Raw genomic sequence first — 16,408 nt, 5'->3', positions numbered from 1 at the left:
TCGACCTCCTCGTCAATCGATCCAGACGGTCTTGGCGTTGACGAAGGCGCGCGGTCCGAAGCCGGCCAGCTCGCGGCCGTAGCCGGAGTTCTTGACGCCGCCGAACGGGACCTCCGGCGTCGACTCGGTGAACTTGTTGATATAGATCATCCCGGTCTCGACTTCGGTGACGAACCGCCGCTGTTCGGCTTCGTCGCGGGTCCAGGCGCTGCCGCCGAGCCCGAAGGCCGAGTCGTTGGCGATGCGGATGGCGTCGCCGGCGTCGCGGGCGGTCCAGAGCAGCGCGACCGGGCCGAAGAACTCCTCGCGGTGGCCGGGGGAGCCGTCGGGGATGTCCGTGAGCACGGTGGGCTCGAAGTAGTGGCCGGGCCGGTCGATCGGGTGGCCGCCGGTCAGCAGGCGAGCGCCGGCCGCGACGGTGTCCGCCACCTGCTTGGCCAGCGTCTCGACGGCCTCCGGCGAGGACAGCGGGCCGAGGTCGGTGTCCTCGGCCATCGGGTCACCGATGCGCAGTCCCTCCAGTTCGGACACCAGGCGGCGGGTGAACTCCTCGGCGACCTGCTCGTGGACGATGAAGCGCTTGGCGTTGATGCACGACTGGGCGTTGTTGAGCATCCGCGAGGTGACCGCGCCGTCGACGGCGGCGTCCAGGTCGGCCGACGGCATGACGATGAAGGGGTCGCTGCCGCCGAGCTCGAGCACGCTGGGCTTGATGTTCTGCCCGGCGCGGGCACCGACCTGCCGTCCGGCGGGCTCGCTGCCGGTGAGGGTGACGGCGCGGACGCGGTCGTCGTCGATGATCGCTTCGATCTTCTTCGAACCGACGAGCAGCGTCTGGAACACGCCTTCGGCGAAGCCGGCGCGGCGCAGGACGTCCTCGATGGCCAGCGCCACCTGCGGCACGTTGGACGCGTGCTTGAGCAGGCCGACGTTGCCGGCCATCAAGGCCGGGCACGCGAAGCGGAACACCTGCCAGTACGGGAAGTTCCACGGCATCACCGCGAGCACCGGGCCGAGCGGTTCGTACCGGGTGAAGACGTTCGCGTCATCGTCACCGACGTCGTGGGGTTCGTCGGCGAGCAGGACTTCGGTGTGGTCGGCGAACCAGCGGCAGCCCTTCGCGCACTTGGCGACTTCGGCCTTGGCGGAGGCCAGCGTCTTGCCCATCTCGAGGGTGGCCAGCCGCGCGAGGGTGCCGGTTTCGGCTTCGAGGATGTCCGCGGCGCGCCGCAGCCGCTCGGCCCGCTCGGCGAACGACGTCCGCCGGTGTTCGTGGAACGCGGTGACCGCGCGGGCGATCTTGCGGTCGACCTGGTCATCGGTGAGCTCGTCGAAGGTGCGCAGGGTTTCCCCGGTGGCCGGGTTGACGGACGCGATGGCCACGGGGGCCTCCTCGGATCGGGTGCGGTTCGCGCTTCGGGTTCCCTCGGGCGTCGAGCGGAAACCGTGCGTTTCCCGGGCGTTGCCGCTCAGCCGTTCCGAAGTCGGGAACGCGAGGTCTTGTCGTGGGCCGGAAGACCACCGGGGCCCGATCGCCGATGGGAGCCCGGCGGGCACAAGGACTCTCGAAGACAGGACTTTGCGTTCTCGTGGCTGCTTCCGGTGCGTGGCTACGGTGTTTCCGACCGCAGAATTCCCGAAACCGACCGGACGTGTCCGAGGTGAGCCGTGATGACCAGAGTGATCTTTCTCCTCGCGGGTGTCGCTGCTCTTCTGCTCCTTTGGCGCGGTCTAGTCACCTTCCCGACGTACGCCGTGGTCGCGTGGGCGGCCATGAGCGTGATGATCGGCATGGGCGTCTGGCAGCGGGCCGACGATGCGCGCGGGATGACGCGGATCCCACCGCCGCGGGCGGGCGTCGCTGCCGCCGGGGCCGCGTTTCTCGCCGGTGTCCTGAGTGCCGAAATCCTGGCGTGGTCCGGGCTCGTCGTCGGTTCGGGAGTCCTGGCCGTCCTGGCGGCGGCCGGGTGGTGGGCCGGACGGCGAGTGCTGTGCCGCGGGCCGGTGGTCAGCGTCCGGACGACCGTGCCCGGCGCGGCCATCGACGAGCTGTGCCTGGTCTGGCGCCGCAGCGACGATGAACTGCGGCGCGTGCCGGACGACGACCCGGAGCGGGCAAAGCTGGCCGTGGTCCGGCAGCTCCTGCTGGAGGAGCTGGAGCGCCGCGATCCGGCGGGGTTCCGCCGGTGGCTCGACGACGGCGCGATGGCGGGCACCGACCCCCGGCCCTTCCTGCACCCGGACCACCGTTTCGCCGAACCCGGTTCCGCCGCGGCAAGCTGAGCGGCCGGCGCGATGCCGGGGCTTCGGCGCTTTCGGGTTCGCCGTGCACGAGGTGGATCGTTCCGGGCGGTTCGCCGGCGCAGGCCCAGCGGACCAGGTCGTCGGCGTCGGCGTGGGCGCGGGTGCCGGCCGTGGCGGATCGACTCCGCCGAACCGGCGTCGCCGCTCAGCAGGAGCTGTGCATGAGAAGGTCGAAGGCCCGTGTCTGGTGGGCGTTCGCTTGGCCGAGCTCGTGGTCCAGCCTGTTCAAGGCGGCGAAGTCCTGTGCGTCCATCGCCTTCAGCCAGTCGTGCATGCCTTGGTCCATCAGTTCGGTGGAGCGGCGCATCTCGGAATCGGCTTCGCGCAGGCAGCCGGGAACGGTCCGGCCGGCCAGTGCCTTCTCCAGCTCGGCATTGGTGTCGTGCACCTTCTTGAGCGCATTCCGGCACTGCGGCACGTTGGCCGGTCCGCATTCGGCCGGGATGCCGGCGATGGCCGTGCCGACCGCGTTTGCCGCGGGCGCCATGGCGGCGAGGTAGGCGCCGGCTTCGATGCCGGGGGTCCCGGTCGCTGGTGGTTCGGTGACCGGGGCCGGTGTCGTGCCGGGCGGCGCCGGGGTGCCCGGGTCGCCGCCGCACGCGGCGCTTGCGGCAGCCATTGCCGCAGCCAGGATGATCGCAGCCGATTTCCGCATGGTGCCGGCTCCTTCCGCAGCGGCGGGTGGGGTTTGGCTCAGGTGTCCAGTGGCCGGGGCGCGGCGGAGCGGGCCACGCTCGACAGGGTGAAGACGAGGGACAGGCCGATCACGAGGTTGAGGAGCGCGGTGGTGAGCCGGGCGTCGAGGCCGGTGGCCAGGCTCAGCGGCATGACCACGCCGATGGCCGTGACGAGCACCATGATCCACCCGAAGAAGACCAGGGCGCGGGGTGTGGTCACCAGGAGCAGGTGCAGCAGGCCGGTCGCGGCCAGGGCGAGGGCGGCGGCGCCGAGGGTGTAGGTCAGGGTGTTCGCGCCGCCCCAGGTTCCTTCGCCCTTCGGTGCGAGGATCGGGACGTGCACGATGCCTCGCGCGGTCAGGATTCCGACCACGGTCACGAGGACGGCCACGATGGCGCTGGCCGCTCCGCCGGCCCACAGCCGGCCGGCGTTGACGGCCGGGCGGTTTTCGACGTCGGGGTTGTTCATGGGCCTTCCTTTCCGGGTGGGTTCCGGCGACGGTCGCGCTGGAGGCGGAAGCCGACGCCGCCGGCGGCGAGCAGGACGGCGCCGGCGACTTTCCCGTCATCCCGGCAGTTTCGCCGCTGGGTGACGCCACGGGCAGGGCCACAGGGTGGCCGGTCGCGGGACTTTCGGCATCGATCGGGGACAAGGTCGTGGTGGCGTGGACGGTTCCGCATCGGAGCGCATCGTGGGTTCTGGTGACACGTTGTGGGCATCACCGCCAACCCGGCCGAGACCCGAACGTCATCCACGCAGCACCCGGCCGGGGTTCGGCGGCCGAGCTGTTCGCACTGTTCGCTCCGTCGGTCGCCGAACGCGCCGAAGCCCTCACGCACCGACCGGGATCACCGCGGCGGGGCCGACCACCGGATTCCGCGTTCGACCAGCCGGCCCAGCAGCTCGTCCAGCTCCATCCGCGGCAGGTCCGGGAACGTCAGCCGGCTGTCGTCAGCATCGGTGCTGGCGGGGGCGAGCGGGTTCGTGATCAAGGACATCAAGGGTATGGACCTGGTTTCGGCGGTCAAGGAGGTGGGGGCGGGCAAGTCTCTGCTCGACGCGCACGCGGCCGAGAACTACGTCTCCCGGCTGCTGACCAAGCTCGGGATGGAGCGGCGTACGCAGGCCGCCGTGCTGGCCGCCGAGCTGCGCAGCCAAGATCGGTGAGGACGGACCAGCCTGCTCAGTCGGCCGGGTTCTCGTCGACGTCGAGCCGGTAACCCGGTACCAGCCGGGCCTGCCCCGGAGTGAACTCGACCCAGACCGAGCCTGGCCGCAGGTCGGGGGTGCGGTCCACGACGATCCCGGCTTGCCCGTCGAACTGGCCGCTGTGCGCGTGTACGTGCAGTCCGGCGGGGAATCCGCCCGCCCGGGCCGGTCCGGGCTCGCGGGTGCGATGAGCGAAGGTCATGTCGCCCTCCTCTCCGAGGAGAATGGTGGCGGGCTGTTGCCGGCTCTTCGATGGTGCCGCTCTTCGGGGCGACGGAATCAGGGCCGAAAGCCAAGACCCGCGAGGTCGTTCCTCCCCGGCCGGCGGAGTCGTTGGGCCACGGCCCGGTGGGGGCGGTGGAACCGGTCAGAGCCGTTGCCGCGCGGCGGGCGTGCTGGTGAGCGGTCCGCAGTGGCGCGTTTGCCCGGCAGCGTGGCGGTAGCCGCCCACGGAGCTTGCTGGACCTGTCGCCCGGCGAAGCGTGTCCGAACTCCGACGGCGGCCTGTACGCCTACGCCCGGCACGAGTTCGGCGACTTCGCCGGCCGGCAGACGGTCGTGCAGTTGCCGCCCGCCGGTCTCGTGCCATTCGGTCAAGGCGGCGCCAACAGGGCCCGGAGGCGTCCTACCAGTGCCACGCAGTGGGCTGTGGCCCCCTGTCGGAGTAGGAGAACCCGACGGCCACCCCGTGATCGTTGATGTCGACCGCCTCGCTCGAGGTGTTTCCGGGCAGTGCGCCGAGGTCGTGGACGCGTCCCGACTGATCCCACAACGCAGCGTGCGAGCCGGTCGCGGTCGCCGCCACTCCGACGACCGTGCTGCGCGCATCAAGCGCGTTGCCACGACTCCACCCACCACCTTGCAGTGGAGGCAGTTCGATCGCGTTCCCCTGCTCATCCCAGCGCACTCCGCGCCGTTGATCCCACTGCTCACCGAAGGAGACCTCCCCGAGTGCCACGCCCGCGTTGTTGATCTCCTTCGCGCTTGCGGACAGCCCCCCAGCGGGAATGCCGAGCTCGGTCAGCACGCCGTCGCGGTCCCAGCGAACCGGCTGGGAGTGTGCATCAGGGCCTTCGACGTGACCAACCGTGATCCCACGGTCGTTGATGTCGAAGGCGGCGTTCCACCGGTATCCCCAGTCCGGAAGCGCGGTCCGCACACCTGACGGACTCCACCTCGACGCCCCCACCTTCCAGTTCTCGTCCGTATCGACACCAACGATCACGCCGCGCTCGTTGATCGCATTGGCCGAGCCGGAGAACCCGGTCGGCGACGAGTCCAGCTTGGTCACCTGTCCGCGCTGGTTCCACGTGACCGCATGGAACCAGCCGTCGGGGCCGACGCTCGTGCCGACCACGATCCCGTGCTCGTCCAGATCGTTGGCGGACGTGTTGATGCCGCCCAGCCCGGCGAGTTCGACGATCCGGCCGTCAGGATCCCAACGCAGGGCTCCGGTGGTGGCGTTCCCAGCATCGAACGAACCGGTCACGACACCTCGATCGTTGATGGCCCTGGCCACGGCCGACGAACCTCCGGGCGGTGGGAGCAGTTCGACGACCTTGCCGTGCCGATCCCACTTCACCGCCACAGAACCGGAGTCGACAATGTTGTAGCCGACAGCCGTCCCCTGGTTGTTGATCGCCAGGGCCTCACCCGCCACCGCCCCCGGCAGCAGCGCAAGCTGCGTCACGGGTCGTTCGGCGACCGCAGTGCCGGCGACGAATGCGGGCAGCAACGTGATCACCGCGGCCACGCTGCCGTAGCGCATGAAGGAGCGTCTCAGGCTGTTGCTCATGGTGAACTCCTCGATTGCACCGTTTCACATCGAGCGACGTTTCCGTCTCGACGCGCGCACCGACAGAGGCGGAGGGCCTTCGGCGGCAGGACGAAGTGCAGTCGCGGAACTGGCGGTGGGCACTGGCATCCGCATGGGGCACTCCTTGGAGCCGGCGCTACGGCCCGGCGGCCGTCAGGACGAGCGGATTCCCCCGTGCGGCAGCGGTTCTCGCGAACTCCCGGCCGTCTCCGCCGATGATGGGGCCCATTGGTGCCCCGACCGGTGACGTTCGGCCCCTGCCCGGCCGCGCGGCCGGTTCCACGCTGAGGATCGCGCAAGTCCGTCTCGACGGCGCGAAGGACCCCCATGCCGGTTTGCCCGGTCGTCGCCCGACGGCCGGCGACCGATCCGAGGAGAGCACGATGGCCAGACCCGGTCCGGCGACCGCCGGTTCACTCCTGGTTCCCGCTCCGGTCGGCAGGCTCGCGATCGAGCGGTTCGAACCGCTCGTCGGCGCGCAGGCCTACCACCGCCTGCTGGAGCGGTTCGCCCGCGGGCGGGAGTTGCTCGGCGACCACGTCATGTGGCACGTGAATTCGACCGCGCGCGGTGGCGGCGTGGCCGAGATGCTCCATTCGCTGCTGGCCTACGGGCGCGGTGCCGGTGTCGAGCAGCGGTGGCTGGCCGTCGCCGGCACTCGCCCCTTCTTCGCGGTGACCAAGCGGCTCCACAACAACCTCCACGGCGCGCTGGGAGACGGGCTGCCACTCGACGAGGACGCTCGCGAGGCGTACGACGCGTTCACCCGTGCCGCGGGCGAGGAGCTCGCGAACCTGATCTCGCCGGGGGACGTCGTGCTGCTGCACGACCCGCAGACGGCAGGGATGATTCCCGTCCTGACGGGGCTCGGTGTGCCCATTGTGTGGCGAAGCCACGTCGGCATCGACCACGCCACCCCGCTCGCCCGCCGGGCGTGGGAGTTCCTGCGCGGATACGTCGCCCAGGCCGACGCTTACGTCTTCTCCCGTCGCCAGCACGTCTGGGCCGGTCTGGACACGGCGAAGACGGCGCTCATCGCTCCCTCGATCGACGCTTTCTCGGCCAAGAACCAGGATCTCCCCGGAGAGCGCGTGGCCGCGATCCTCGCCGCGGCGGGAGTGCAGGACACCGTGTCCGCGGCGGACCCGGTGTTCGCCCGGCTGGACGGCGCGCCGGCCCGGGTCGAGCGCCGTGCGCAGATGACGGAAACCCGGCGGCTGCGCCCGGACGACGCGGTGGTGCTGCAGGTTTCGCGCTGGGACCGGCTCAAGGACCCGCTCGGGGTGATCGACGGGTTCGTGCGGTACGTGCTGCCCCGGACGGCCGCGCACCTCGTGCTGGCCGGCCCGTCCGCGGCGGAGGTCGCCGACGACCCCGAAGGCGCGGACGTGCTCGGCGAGGTGACGGCGTCGTTCGCCAAGCTCCCCCGGCCGGTCCAGGACCGCGTCCACCTGGCGACGCTGCCGATGGCCGACCCGGAGGAGAACGCCGCGATCGTCAACGCGTTGCAGCGCCGCGCGCAGGTGGTGGTGCAGATGTCGATCGCCGAAGGGTTCGGGCTCACGGTGGCCGAGGCCATGTGGAAAGCACGCCCGGTGGTCGCCACCCGGATCGGCGGGATCCAGGACCAGATCGAGGACGGGCACAGTGGCCGCCTCGTCGCCGCCCGCGACCTGGCTGCCTACGGCGACGCGGTGACGGACCTCCTGGCCGAACCCGCTCGCGCGGCCGAGCTGGGCGAGCGGGCCCGGGAACGGGTGCGGCGCGACTACCTGGGGACCCGGTCCTTCCTGCAGTACATCGCCCTCTACGAGCGGCTGGTGACCGGACGCGGGGTGCCGGCGGAGGTGTCGTCGCCGTCCGGATACGCGTAGCCCGACGGCCGGTCAGGGCTTCGGCATCGCGCAGGCGGGTCACCCCGAGGACCATCGACCCACCGCATGAGGACCGACGACTCTACGTACCCGTGGCTCCTCCCGCGAAACTGCCCGCATGCGGACCTACGAGATCCAGGTCGGGAACCGGAACGAGCAGCCGACCGCAGTCGCCGATGCCGTTCTGGACGTGGCGGAACTCGGGCCCTGGCTGGGCCGGCAGTACGGGGCGATCGCCGGTGTCCTGGCCGCTCATGGCACAGCGCCGGCCGGCCCGCCGTTCGCGCGTTACCGCCCGGAGCCGGGCGGCCGGTTTCACGTCGAGGCCGGCTTCCCCGTCGCCACCCCCATCGAGCCCGTCGACGGCGTCCGGCCGTCGACCCTGCCCGCGGGCCCGGTCGTGGAAACGGTCCACGTCGGGTCGTACGAGACGATGGAGCCTGCCTACGGCGCGCTCGCTTGCTGGGTGCACGAGCACGACGGTGAGCTCGCCGGCGCGGCGTGGGAGGTCTACCTGACGTCCCCGGACGCCCAGCCCGACCCCGGTACGTGGCGCACCGAAGTCGTCCAGCCGTACCGGATCCACTGAGCCGTCCCGATCCGGTGCCGCGCGAGGCGCTCTCAAGTCGCGGGAGATCGATTCCGGGGATGGTGTGGAGGCCACCGCGCACGGCAGCGACCGGCGCGTGCCAAGCCCGGACACCGAGCTCGTCCGCCGGCCTTCGGGTATTCCGCCGAAGAGACGGCAGCTGGTGGCCCGGCCCTCCCGGCGCCGGTGCGGTAGGTGCCGGAGCCCGCCGTGACGGCACGGGAACGGCAGAGCCGATGGTCTCCTGCGGGGGTGACCGAGGGCCCCCGGGCCGGTGGCGTTCGCCAGCGGCGGCGGCCAACCGGCCGCGATTTGCTGGCCACACCGGAAAATCAGCGACTCCGAAGGCCGTCGTGGCACACCGTCGCCCGCCGGCAGCGCGACCACGACGAGCCGGATGTTCCAGTGGCGCCATCGAAACGGCGCCCGAAGAAACTGAGGAGGAACCATGCAGGAGAAGCGCTGGCACGTCGAAGTGCACATCGACGAAGACGACGACGGCCGGACCCGGGCCACGGCCCGGCTCCACACCAGCGACGACACCCGGGTCTCCGGGACCGGCGTCGCGCGGCTCAACCCCGCCGACACGGACGTGCCCGAGATCGGCGACGAGCTGGCCGCGTCGCGTGCGTTGAGCGATCTGGCCCACAACCTGCTCGAATGCGCCGCCGGAGACATCGAAGCACTCACCCGCAAACCGGTCCGGCTCGACCACTGAGCTCGATGTGGTCCACCGGGGCTCGTGCGCGCTCGCGGACCGGGGCGGTGTCGCGGGGAACCGACGACGAGAGCCTGGAGGCACGGTGAGCGTGCTCGCAGGAACCCGCTCCGAGCGCACGCTGCGGACGTCGGCCCCGCGATGACCCCGACGACGCCGGCGCACTGCACCGGTGCTGTCTCGACGCGGCGAGCGGGCTCGCGCTCACCGCGGCGAGGTCGGCCCGGCTCGAGGGCCGAGCGCACGGGCGAGGACGCTCTGCCGGCACCATGGAGGACGCCCGCTGACGGTGGAGGTGAGGCGCGATGCCCTGGCCGTCCTTTCTGAAGCCGGCTCACGCGGTCGTCAACCCGATCGCCCTTCGCCGTGCCGGGCGGGCGGGTTCGCTTGCCGTCGTCATGCACAAGGGGCGCCGAAGCGGGCGCGTCCACCGCACTCCTGTCCGGGCGTTCCGCCGCGGTGACGTCGTCGCCATCGGAGCCAACTTCGGAGCAGCTTCCGAGTGGGTGAGGAACATCCTGTCCGCAGGTGGATGCGAGATCCTGCTCAGAGGTGAGCTCCTCCGGCTCACGGCGCCTCGGCTGGTGGGTATCCGCGAACTGCCACCGATCTTCCCTCGCTGGTACTACTGGGGATTGCGCTGGGTGGTCCGCACACAAGACTGCATGGTCATGGACGTCGCGGACCGGGAGTGAGTTCCGGTCGGCCCACGCCGGATTGGTGCGGAAGCTCGACCGGCGGTGCTCAGTCCAGCAGCACCGGCAGTGACTCGACACCGTACACAAGGGACAGTTTCCGGAAGGACAGCTTCTCCACCGGAACGGCGAGCCGCATCGACGGGAAGCGGCGCACCAGCGCCGGGTAGGCGGCGCGGAGCTCGCGGCGGGCGAGTTCGGCGCCGAGGCACCGGTGCATGCCGTACCCGAAGGCCAGGTGCGGGGTGGCCGGGCGGGTGGGGTCGAGGCGTTCCATCGCGGCACCGAGCACGGCGTCGCGGTCGGCGGCGCTCAGGGAGCAGAGCACGATGTCGCCCTGACTGATCGTGGTCCCGGCGATGTCGACGTCGGTGCGGGCGAATCGCGGGAACGCCAGCTGCACCACGGACAGGTAACGCAGCAGTTCCTCGACGAGCGGCTCGACGGCGTCCGCCTCGTCCCGCATCCTCGTGCACAGCACCGGATCTCTGAGCAGAGCCAGCGCCCCGAGCGCGAGCATGCTCGCGGTGGTTTCGAACCCGCCGGTCAGCAGTCCGTCGGCCAGCCCGGCGAGCTCCTCGTCGTCGATCTCGTCGCCGTGTTCGGTGACGAGTCTGCCGAGGAGCCCGTCGGTCGGTGCTGCGCGCTGTCGGTTGACCAGGTCGCGGAGGTAGGCGAGGGATTCGCCGAGCGCGCCCAGCGACGCACCGGCGCCGCCGAACACGTCGAACCGGGCGACGCTCAGCCGCTGGAAGTCACCGCGATCTTCATAGGGGACACCGAGGAGTTCGCAGATCATCAGGGACGGGATGGGCAGCGCGAACTCCTTCACGAGATCGACCGGTGCTCGCGCGGCCGCCATGCGGTCCAGCCGGTCCGCCACGATGGCGTCGATCCTCGGCGCGAGCTGGTTCAGCCGGCGCACGGTGAACTCGGGGGTGAGCAGGCGCCGCAGCCGGGTGTGGTCCGGTGGGTCGCTGAAGCCCAGGCCGCCGGGATCGCTTTCCGCGCTGATGCCGACCGTGCCGAGGTTGGCGAAGTCGTTGCTGAACGCGGCCGCGTCACCGAGTACGGCTTTCGCCTGCTCGTAGCCGGTGACCAGCCAGACGGTCACACCGAGCGGCAGCGGGAGCCTGCTGACGGGCTGTTCTTCCCGCAGCCGGCCCAGCTCGGGCACCGGGTCCAGGCCGGTCCGCCGGAGCGGGAACACGACCGAGCGGGGAAGGAAGCGCAGCCGCGAGAAGTCGAGGCCCTTCCGGCGCATCCTGCTGAGGTAGCCGCGTCCGATCCAGGAACGGATCCGGGAAAGACCGGTCTGGAGCACCAAGGGAACCTCGCGGGCGGGTGAGAGGGAAGATCCGGACCGGCACAGCCTCGTACCGCGTGGACGACCGAGGCAGGGGCCCAAGGTCCTTCGGGCTCACGACCGAAGTCCTCACCCGCGGGAGAGCAGGTAGCCGATGACGTCGGTCGCGGAGTAGCCGGTCGCTCCCGCCGGCAGCAGGTGAGGCAGGAAATCGAGGTCCTGGCCGAGGGTGACCAGCGGGGTCTCCTGGTAGCCGTCGCGGCGGCGCCGGCCGAGTCCGACGGTCGCGACCAGTCCGTTGCACAGGCAGCGGCGGCCGATCGTGTCCTCGGCCTGTCCCTGCTTGGCGACGTAGTCGGCGACCGGCTCGGCGGGGCAGCGGTAGCCGATCCTGCCCTGCGGGGTTTGGTACGGGGTGCGCAGATACCCGAGATCGCACAGCCGGGGTCGGGCAGCGTAGGTCTCCTCGTCGGCCAGGGTCCCGGGAAGGCGGGCGAGCTTGAACGGGAAGCCGGCCGGTGAGGCGTGGGGGTCGTTGTGTACCTCGAGCGTGCCGCTCGTGGCGCGGTCGAGTAGTCGCCGCTTGAGTGCCGGGTCGATGCCCGATTCGTCGGAGAGCGCGAACGCGGTGCCGACCTGGATGCCGGCCGCGCCGGCGGCTCGGGCGGCGGCCAGGCCCTGCGGGCTCGCGAACCCGCCGGCGAGCCAGAACGGCAGCCCGGTCGCGGCCACCTTGGCCACTTCGATGTCGTCGCGCGGGCCGTACACCGGTTCCCCGGTGCCGGACAGCTGCATCCGGCCGCGCGGCGGCGCGCTGTGCCCGCCCGCGACCGGGGTCTCCAGGACGAACCCGTCCGGGCGCGTCCGCGCGTCCCGGCCGAGCCGGGTCGCCAGGACCGCCGAGGAGATGATGGCCAGCAGCTTCGGCCTGCGCAACGGCCCGGTGTCGGGCAGCAGCGAGGTGGGGTCGAAGCGGAGGGTGTGCCGCTGGTCCGAGCCGGCGACGGCGACGGGGAAGTCGACCGGGGCGGACCGGGCGAGCGCGTCGAGCAGGCCGGGCAGTTCGGTCGGGATGCCCGCGCCGACCAGTACGTAGTCCACTCCGGCGAGCATGGCGCCGTACGCGGCGGCCGGGGTCGCGAGCTGGATCTTCTCGAGGTAGTTGATCCCGATCGGACCCGGGTGACCCTCCTTGGCGAGGAACACCTCGGCGAAGTTGCCGACGACGGTCAGCGCGGTGGCGGCGGGGCGGGCCGGGATGCCCAGCCGCGCCACGGCGCGGAACGGCCGTCCCGGGTCGATCCCGCCCGGGACGAAGTACCGGTGGAGGATCCGCTCGACGAGGTCGGGCTTCGGGAAGTGGGCGAGGGCGCGGCGGAGGTGGCCGCCGGGGTCGCCGAGCTGCAGGTTCCGGGCCAGCAGCGTGTCGAGCGCGACCCCGGAGACGACGCCGAGCTGTCCCGCTGCGGCGACGGTACCGGCCAGCCGCCAGCCCGACACCGCGACTCCCATGCCGCCCTGGATGATCGGCGGGTGAGCGGGTTCGGTCATGAGTGCGGCTCCTCCCGGTCGGCCCGCCGCATCCGGCACGCCGACCACTGATCGGCACCAGGAGGTCCGGCGGTCGGCGCCGAGCCGCCGACGAGCCACCGCAGCACAGTGCTCGGGGAAGGTGCATTCCGCAACGAGATCAGCCTCTTCTCTCCGGTGGTACCGATCAACCCGGCCGGCCCGACCTTCTCGGCGGCGACCGGTCGCCGGAAGGGTCGCAAGTCCTCAGCTCGCGTCGAAGGTCCCTTCGCCCCGCGGTCGCGGACGCGTTGCCGGCCGGGCTCAGTGGTCGCGGGAGGCGGCCATGCCGGCGCGGCAGGCGCGGACGAGCTGGCGGGTGGCGTGGGTGGCGGGGGTGTCGCCGCAGGACGGGCAGCGGACGGAGATGTCGCCGGCGAGCTGGTCGATGGCGACGTTCAGGGTGAGCAGCCGCTCCCCGGCGTCGGCGACGGCCTGCGGGGCCAGGTGCGGTTCTGCTGCCGGGCGGGGTGGGTCGTCGGCCGAAGCGTGCCCCTCGCGCTCATCGGCGACTCCCGGGTACGGCTGTCGTGGTCCGGCCGCAGGCCGCCGCCAGAGCCGGGAGCTGCGGCCGGAAGTCCTCGCCGGGAGGGTCTTCCGGCCGCAGCCCGCACGTCCGCACGGCCCGCATCCTCGACTTCATGAATTCCGTGCTGCCCGGGCTCGCGCGCCTGCGCCAGTACCGGCGCGACTGGCTGCGCGGGGACGTCGTCGCCGGCGTGACGGTCGCGGCCTACCTCGTGCCGCAGGTGATGGCCTACGCCGAGGTCGCCGGGCTGCCGCCGGTCGCCGGACTGTGGGCGGCGCTCGGCCCGCTCGCGGTGTACGCGCTGCTGGGTTCGTCGCGGCAGCTGTCGGTCGGGCCCGAGTCGACCACGGCGCTGATGACCGCGGCGGTGCTGATGCCCCTTGCCGCGGGCGATCCCGGCCACTACGCGGCCCTGGCGGCCGTACTCGCGATCATGGTCGGCTGCCTGTGCCTGGTGGCCGGGCTGGCCCGGCTCGGGGTGCTCGCCGAGCTGCTGTCGAAGCCGGTGCTCACCGGGTACCTGGCCGGGATCGCGGTGCTGATGGTCGCGGGCCAGCTCGGGAAGGTGACCGGCGTGCCGGTCGGCGGTGGCGAGTTCGTCGCGCAGATCCGGTCCTTCCTGGCCGGGCTCGGGCACGTGCATTGGCCGGCCGTCGGGCTCGCCGCGGGCGTGCTGGCCCTGCTGTTCCTCCTGGAACGGCTCGCCCCGTGGGCGCCGGGGCCGTTGGTCGCGATGGTCGTGGCGGCCGCGGTCGCATCCGGGCTCGCGGGCCTCGACGTCGTCGGCGCGCTGCCCGCCGGCCTGCCGCCCGCCGTCTCCGGGGTGTCGGCGGCCGATGCCGGGCAGCTGGTGCTGCCGGCGGTGGGGATCGCGATCGTCGCGTTCTCCGACAACGTGCTGACGGCCCGGGCGTTCGCGGCCCGGCGGGGCGAAGAGATCGACGCCGACCAGGAGCTGCGCGCGCTGGCCGCGGCGAACGTGACCGCCGGGCTGCTGCACGGGTTCCCGGTGAGCAGCAGCGGCAGCCGGACCGCGCTCGGCGCGGCGGTGGGCGGCCGCACCCAGCTGCACTCGCTGGTCGCGCTGGGGACCGTGGTGCTCGCGGTGCTGTTCGCCCGGCCGCTGCTGGCGGCGTTCCCCAAGGCGGCGCTCGGCGCGCTGGTGGTCTTCGCCGCGTGGCACCTCGTCGATGTCGGCGAGCTGCGGAGGTTCGCGCGGTTCCGGCGCAGCGAGCTCGTGCTCGCGTTGCTCACCACGGCCGGGGTGCTCGGGCTGGGCGTCCTCTACGGCGTGCTGGCCGCGGTCGGACTGTCCATTCTGGACCTGCTGCGCCGGATCGCCCGGCCGCACGACGGGATCCTCGGCACGGTGCCGGGCTTGGCGGGCATGCACGACGTCGACGACTACCCGGCCGCGACGACCGAGCCCGGCCTGGTCGTCTACCGCTACGACGCGCCCCTGTGCTTCGCCAACGCGGAGGACTTCCGCCGTCGCGCACTGGCGGCGGCGGACGGACAGGCACGGTGGTTCGTGCTGAACGCGGAGGCGAACGTCGAGCTCGACGTGACCGCGGCCGACGCCCTCGATCGCCTCCGGGAGGAGCTGGGCCGGCGCGGGGTGGTGTTCGCGATGGCGCGGGTGAAGCAGGACCTGCGGGACGACCTGGTCGCGGCGGGGCTGGTGGCGAAGGTGGGGGAGGAACGGATCTTCCCGACCCTCCCGACGGCGGTGGCCGCCTACCGGGGCTGGGCCGCGGCCGGGCGTTGACCGCGTCCCCGGTGCCGGGACGAACGATCGCGGCGACCAGGCGCGGCGCGCCGTGCCGCAGGCCCGGGGGCCCGGGCCGGTGGCTGCTGACCGGAGGAAGATCTTGGACGGCAAGGAAAAGGCTGTCATCGAACGCTTCGCACGCGTTGGTTCATGGCTTCCAGCTCCACCGCCGCAGCTTCCAGCAGTTCTTCGGTGAGGTCGGACATCGCGCGGCACAACGCGAGGTAGCCGGCGACCCTGGCCGAACCGGCGGGCTGGGCGAGTCCCACTCCGGAAAACTCGTGCCCGTCGGGAGTACGCAGCACGAGCTGGGCCCTGGTGCGGCCCGGACCGTGATCGACTGCTGCGGAGAACCGCCAGGATTCGGGTGTGCTCATGTCCGGTGTCCCGTTCTCCCCCGGACCTCCGAGAGTGGCACTGCCGCCGGATGGGGTGAAGGGCCCAAAGTCCCCGGCAACGTTTCGGTGACGAAGGTCCTCGCGGTTCGGGCCATCCTCCCGCGTCGCCGGCCCCCTTCCCCGAGGTCTCCTTGTCTTGCGACCCCGATGTCGCGGAGAGGAGAGAACGATGACTGCCCTGGTGCCGGGCTCACGCCTGGCGTTGCCGAGCATCGCGGCGTGGCTGGAGAACCCCTGGCCGTTCGCCGAGCACAACCCGGTCCGGATCGAGGAGTCCACTGAGGACGGACGGTACCTCGTGCGGGCCGAGCTGCCCGGTTTCGACCCGGAGAAGCACGTCTCCGTGACCACGCACAACGGGCTGCTGACCATCTCCGCCGAGCGTGAGGCGAAGGAGACCGCCGAAGGCCGTAGTGAGTTCTACTACGGCACCTTCAGCCGCACGGTCAGCCTGCCGGCCGGGGCGGACCCGGCGAAGGTGAAGGCGACGTACACCGACGGCATCCTCGAGGTTTCGATGCCCGTTTCGGAGCACCCGCGCGACAAGCACGTCAAGATCCAGGTCACCAAGAACTAGGTGACCCTCCGCGGTGGGCGCGGCCCTCGGTCGGCCGCGCCCACCCTCGTGCCCGAGGAGATGCGATGACCCGGGCCTTACTCGCGCACGGTGACGTGGTGCTCGTGCGCTGGGGCCGACCGCTCGTGCGGACGGTGAGCAGGCGTCGGCAGGGACGAATTCCGCCGGATCGGGGGACTTTCTGCTCCGGTGCCGGTCCAGCGGCCAGGGCGACCATGACCGAAGGCGGAGCATCCGGCTCCGCGACGGGACAGACCGCGATGACCGCCGCCGCACCGGCCGCGCCGACGTCCGGCCGGCCGGCGTCCTCGCCCGCGCGGTGAGCCGGGCGGTGGCGCGGTGTCGTCGGCGCGCGCCGGCCAGAACAGGAGGACT

General features: G+C 72.0%; 16 protein-coding genes and 2 pseudogenes. 8 read left to right on the top strand and 10 right to left on the bottom strand.

All coding sequences use genetic code 11. The features are described from left to right. Positions 1–12: 12 nt before the first annotated feature. Positions 13–1,383, bottom strand: a complete 1,371-nt coding sequence (locus tag ACWEGE_RS05265) for an NAD-dependent succinate-semialdehyde dehydrogenase (protein ID WP_449659170.1) — start codon at positions 1,381–1,383, stop codon at positions 13–15. A gap of 288 nt (positions 1,384–1,671) precedes the next feature. Between ACWEGE_RS05265 and ACWEGE_RS05260 the strand changes: the two genes are divergently transcribed. Continuing rightward, on the top strand, positions 1,672–2,283 hold the full coding sequence (locus tag ACWEGE_RS05260; protein ID WP_449659169.1) for a hypothetical protein: 612 nt from the start codon (positions 1,672–1,674) through the stop codon (positions 2,281–2,283). Positions 2,284–2,314: 31 nt separating this feature from the next. On the opposite strand, the pseudogene ACWEGE_RS05255 reads toward ACWEGE_RS05260, so the two are convergent. The 4 genes and pseudogenes from ACWEGE_RS05255 to ACWEGE_RS05240 form a co-directional block, all read right to left on the bottom strand. After that, positions 2,315–2,398: pseudogene (locus ACWEGE_RS05255) on the bottom strand (MBL fold metallo-hydrolase RNA specificity domain-containing protein); the annotation flags it as partial. Positions 2,399–2,449: 51 nt separating this feature from the next. Further along, positions 2,450–2,959 carry a hypothetical protein gene (locus ACWEGE_RS05250; protein ID WP_449659168.1) on the bottom strand — a complete coding sequence of 170 codons (510 nt, stop codon included), beginning with the start codon at positions 2,957–2,959 and terminating at the stop codon, positions 2,450–2,452. Between the two features lie 38 nt (positions 2,960–2,997). Further along, positions 2,998–3,450, bottom strand: a complete 453-nt coding sequence (locus tag ACWEGE_RS05245; protein WP_449659167.1) for a DUF6069 family protein — start codon at positions 3,448–3,450, stop codon at positions 2,998–3,000. Positions 3,451–3,830: 380 nt separating this feature from the next. Then, complete coding sequence (locus ACWEGE_RS05240; protein ID WP_449659511.1) at positions 3,831–3,974, bottom strand: hypothetical protein; 144 nt, start codon at positions 3,972–3,974, stop codon at positions 3,831–3,833. Here ACWEGE_RS05240 and ACWEGE_RS05235 point away from each other — a divergent pair. Further along, a pseudogene (locus tag ACWEGE_RS05235) lies at positions 3,940–4,149 on the top strand (DNA-binding response regulator); the annotation flags it as partial. The gene ACWEGE_RS05240 and the pseudogene ACWEGE_RS05235 overlap by 35 nt on opposite strands. 16 nt (positions 4,150–4,165) lie before the next feature. On the opposite strand, the gene ACWEGE_RS05230 reads toward ACWEGE_RS05235, so the two are convergent. Then, positions 4,166–4,393, bottom strand: a complete 228-nt coding sequence (locus ACWEGE_RS05230) for a hypothetical protein (protein ID WP_449659166.1) — start codon at positions 4,391–4,393, stop codon at positions 4,166–4,168. 423 nt (positions 4,394–4,816) lie between these two features. After that, the gene (locus ACWEGE_RS05225) at positions 4,817–5,986 is read right to left on the bottom strand and encodes a hypothetical protein (protein WP_449659165.1); all 1,170 of its coding nucleotides are present in this window, start codon (positions 5,984–5,986) and stop codon (positions 4,817–4,819) included. A 404-nt stretch (positions 5,987–6,390) separates the two neighbouring features. On the opposite strand from ACWEGE_RS05225, the gene ACWEGE_RS05220 reads away from it, so the two are divergent. The 4 genes from ACWEGE_RS05220 to ACWEGE_RS05205 all read left to right on the top strand — a co-directional run bounded on the left by ACWEGE_RS05220 (position 6,391) and on the right by ACWEGE_RS05205 (position 9,883). Beyond that, positions 6,391–7,881 (top strand): glycosyltransferase, encoded by a 1,491-nt coding sequence (locus tag ACWEGE_RS05220; RefSeq protein ID WP_449659164.1) that lies wholly within the window; start codon positions 6,391–6,393, stop codon positions 7,879–7,881. A 118-nt stretch (positions 7,882–7,999) separates the two neighbouring features. Continuing rightward, positions 8,000–8,470, top strand: coding sequence for a GyrI-like domain-containing protein (locus ACWEGE_RS05215; protein WP_449659163.1), 471 nt, complete (start codon positions 8,000–8,002; stop codon positions 8,468–8,470). A gap of 448 nt (positions 8,471–8,918) precedes the next feature. Continuing rightward, on the top strand, positions 8,919–9,188 hold the full coding sequence (locus tag ACWEGE_RS05210; RefSeq protein ID WP_449659162.1) for a DUF1876 domain-containing protein: 270 nt from the start codon (positions 8,919–8,921) through the stop codon (positions 9,186–9,188). Between the two features lie 305 nt (positions 9,189–9,493). Beyond that, entirely contained in the window at positions 9,494–9,883 is a 390-nt protein-coding gene (locus tag ACWEGE_RS05205) for a nitroreductase/quinone reductase family protein (RefSeq protein ID WP_449659161.1), read from the top strand. 49 nt (positions 9,884–9,932) lie between these two features. Here ACWEGE_RS05205 and ACWEGE_RS05200 read toward each other — a convergent pair whose 3' ends face one another. Next, positions 9,933–11,147 (bottom strand): cytochrome P450, encoded by a 1,215-nt coding sequence (locus tag ACWEGE_RS05200; protein WP_449659160.1) that lies wholly within the window; start codon positions 11,145–11,147, stop codon positions 9,933–9,935. 171 nt (positions 11,148–11,318) lie between these two features. Next, the gene (locus tag ACWEGE_RS05195) at positions 11,319–12,740 is read right to left on the bottom strand and encodes a nitronate monooxygenase (RefSeq protein WP_449659159.1); all 1,422 of its coding nucleotides are present in this window, start codon (positions 12,738–12,740) and stop codon (positions 11,319–11,321) included. Between the two features lie 659 nt (positions 12,741–13,399). Here ACWEGE_RS05195 and ACWEGE_RS05190 point away from each other — a divergent pair. Then, positions 13,400–15,055: a SulP family inorganic anion transporter gene (locus ACWEGE_RS05190; RefSeq protein ID WP_449659158.1), complete on the top strand. Its 1,656-nt coding sequence runs from the start codon at positions 13,400–13,402 to the stop codon at positions 15,053–15,055. A 125-nt stretch (positions 15,056–15,180) separates the two neighbouring features. On the opposite strand, the gene ACWEGE_RS05185 is transcribed toward ACWEGE_RS05190, so the two are convergent. Further along, positions 15,181–15,435 (bottom strand): dsRBD fold-containing protein, encoded by a 255-nt coding sequence (locus ACWEGE_RS05185; RefSeq protein ID WP_449659157.1) that lies wholly within the window; start codon positions 15,433–15,435, stop codon positions 15,181–15,183. Positions 15,436–15,625: 190 nt separating this feature from the next. Between ACWEGE_RS05185 and ACWEGE_RS05180 the strand changes: the two genes are divergently transcribed. Continuing rightward, positions 15,626–16,033, top strand: coding sequence for an Hsp20/alpha crystallin family protein (locus ACWEGE_RS05180; RefSeq protein ID WP_449659156.1), 408 nt, complete (start codon positions 15,626–15,628; stop codon positions 16,031–16,033). The last annotated feature ends 375 nt before the right edge of the window (positions 16,034–16,408 follow it).

The sequence above is a fragment of the Amycolatopsis sp. NPDC004747 genome, from assembly GCF_053601335.1.
This window is presented reverse-complemented; position numbering and strand designations above follow the sequence as displayed.

Bases quoted from the DNA above. Each gene is read 5' to 3' on its own strand.
- ACWEGE_RS05225 (WP_449659165.1), bottom strand. From the start codon at position 5,986: ATGAGCAACAGCCTGAGACGCTCCTTCATGCGCTACGGCAGCGTGGCC.
- ACWEGE_RS05215 (WP_449659163.1), top strand. From the start codon at position 8,000: ATGCGGACCTACGAGATCCAGGTCGGGAACCGGAACGAGCAGCCGACC.
- ACWEGE_RS05245 (WP_449659167.1), bottom strand. From the start codon at position 3,450: ATGAACAACCCCGACGTCGAAAACCGCCCGGCCGTCAACGCCGGCCGG.
- ACWEGE_RS05185 (WP_449659157.1), bottom strand. From the start codon at position 15,435: ATGAGCACACCCGAATCCTGGCGGTTCTCCGCAGCAGTCGATCACGGT.
- ACWEGE_RS05210 (WP_449659162.1), top strand. From the start codon at position 8,919: ATGCAGGAGAAGCGCTGGCACGTCGAAGTGCACATCGACGAAGACGAC.
- ACWEGE_RS05220 (WP_449659164.1), top strand. From the start codon at position 6,391: ATGGCCAGACCCGGTCCGGCGACCGCCGGTTCACTCCTGGTTCCCGCT.
- ACWEGE_RS05205 (WP_449659161.1), top strand. From the start codon at position 9,494: ATGCCCTGGCCGTCCTTTCTGAAGCCGGCTCACGCGGTCGTCAACCCG.
- ACWEGE_RS05190 (WP_449659158.1), top strand. From the start codon at position 13,400: ATGAATTCCGTGCTGCCCGGGCTCGCGCGCCTGCGCCAGTACCGGCGC.
- ACWEGE_RS05180 (WP_449659156.1), top strand. From the start codon at position 15,626: ATGACTGCCCTGGTGCCGGGCTCACGCCTGGCGTTGCCGAGCATCGCG.
- ACWEGE_RS05195 (WP_449659159.1), bottom strand. From the start codon at position 12,740: ATGACCGAACCCGCTCACCCGCCGATCATCCAGGGCGGCATGGGAGTC.
- ACWEGE_RS05200 (WP_449659160.1), bottom strand. From the start codon at position 11,147: ATGCGCCGGAAGGGCCTCGACTTCTCGCGGCTGCGCTTCCTTCCCCGC.
- ACWEGE_RS05250 (WP_449659168.1), bottom strand. From the start codon at position 2,959: ATGCGGAAATCGGCTGCGATCATCCTGGCTGCGGCAATGGCTGCCGCA.
- ACWEGE_RS05230 (WP_449659166.1), bottom strand. From the start codon at position 4,393: ATGACCTTCGCTCATCGCACCCGCGAGCCCGGACCGGCCCGGGCGGGC.
- ACWEGE_RS05260 (WP_449659169.1), top strand. From the start codon at position 1,672: ATGACCAGAGTGATCTTTCTCCTCGCGGGTGTCGCTGCTCTTCTGCTC.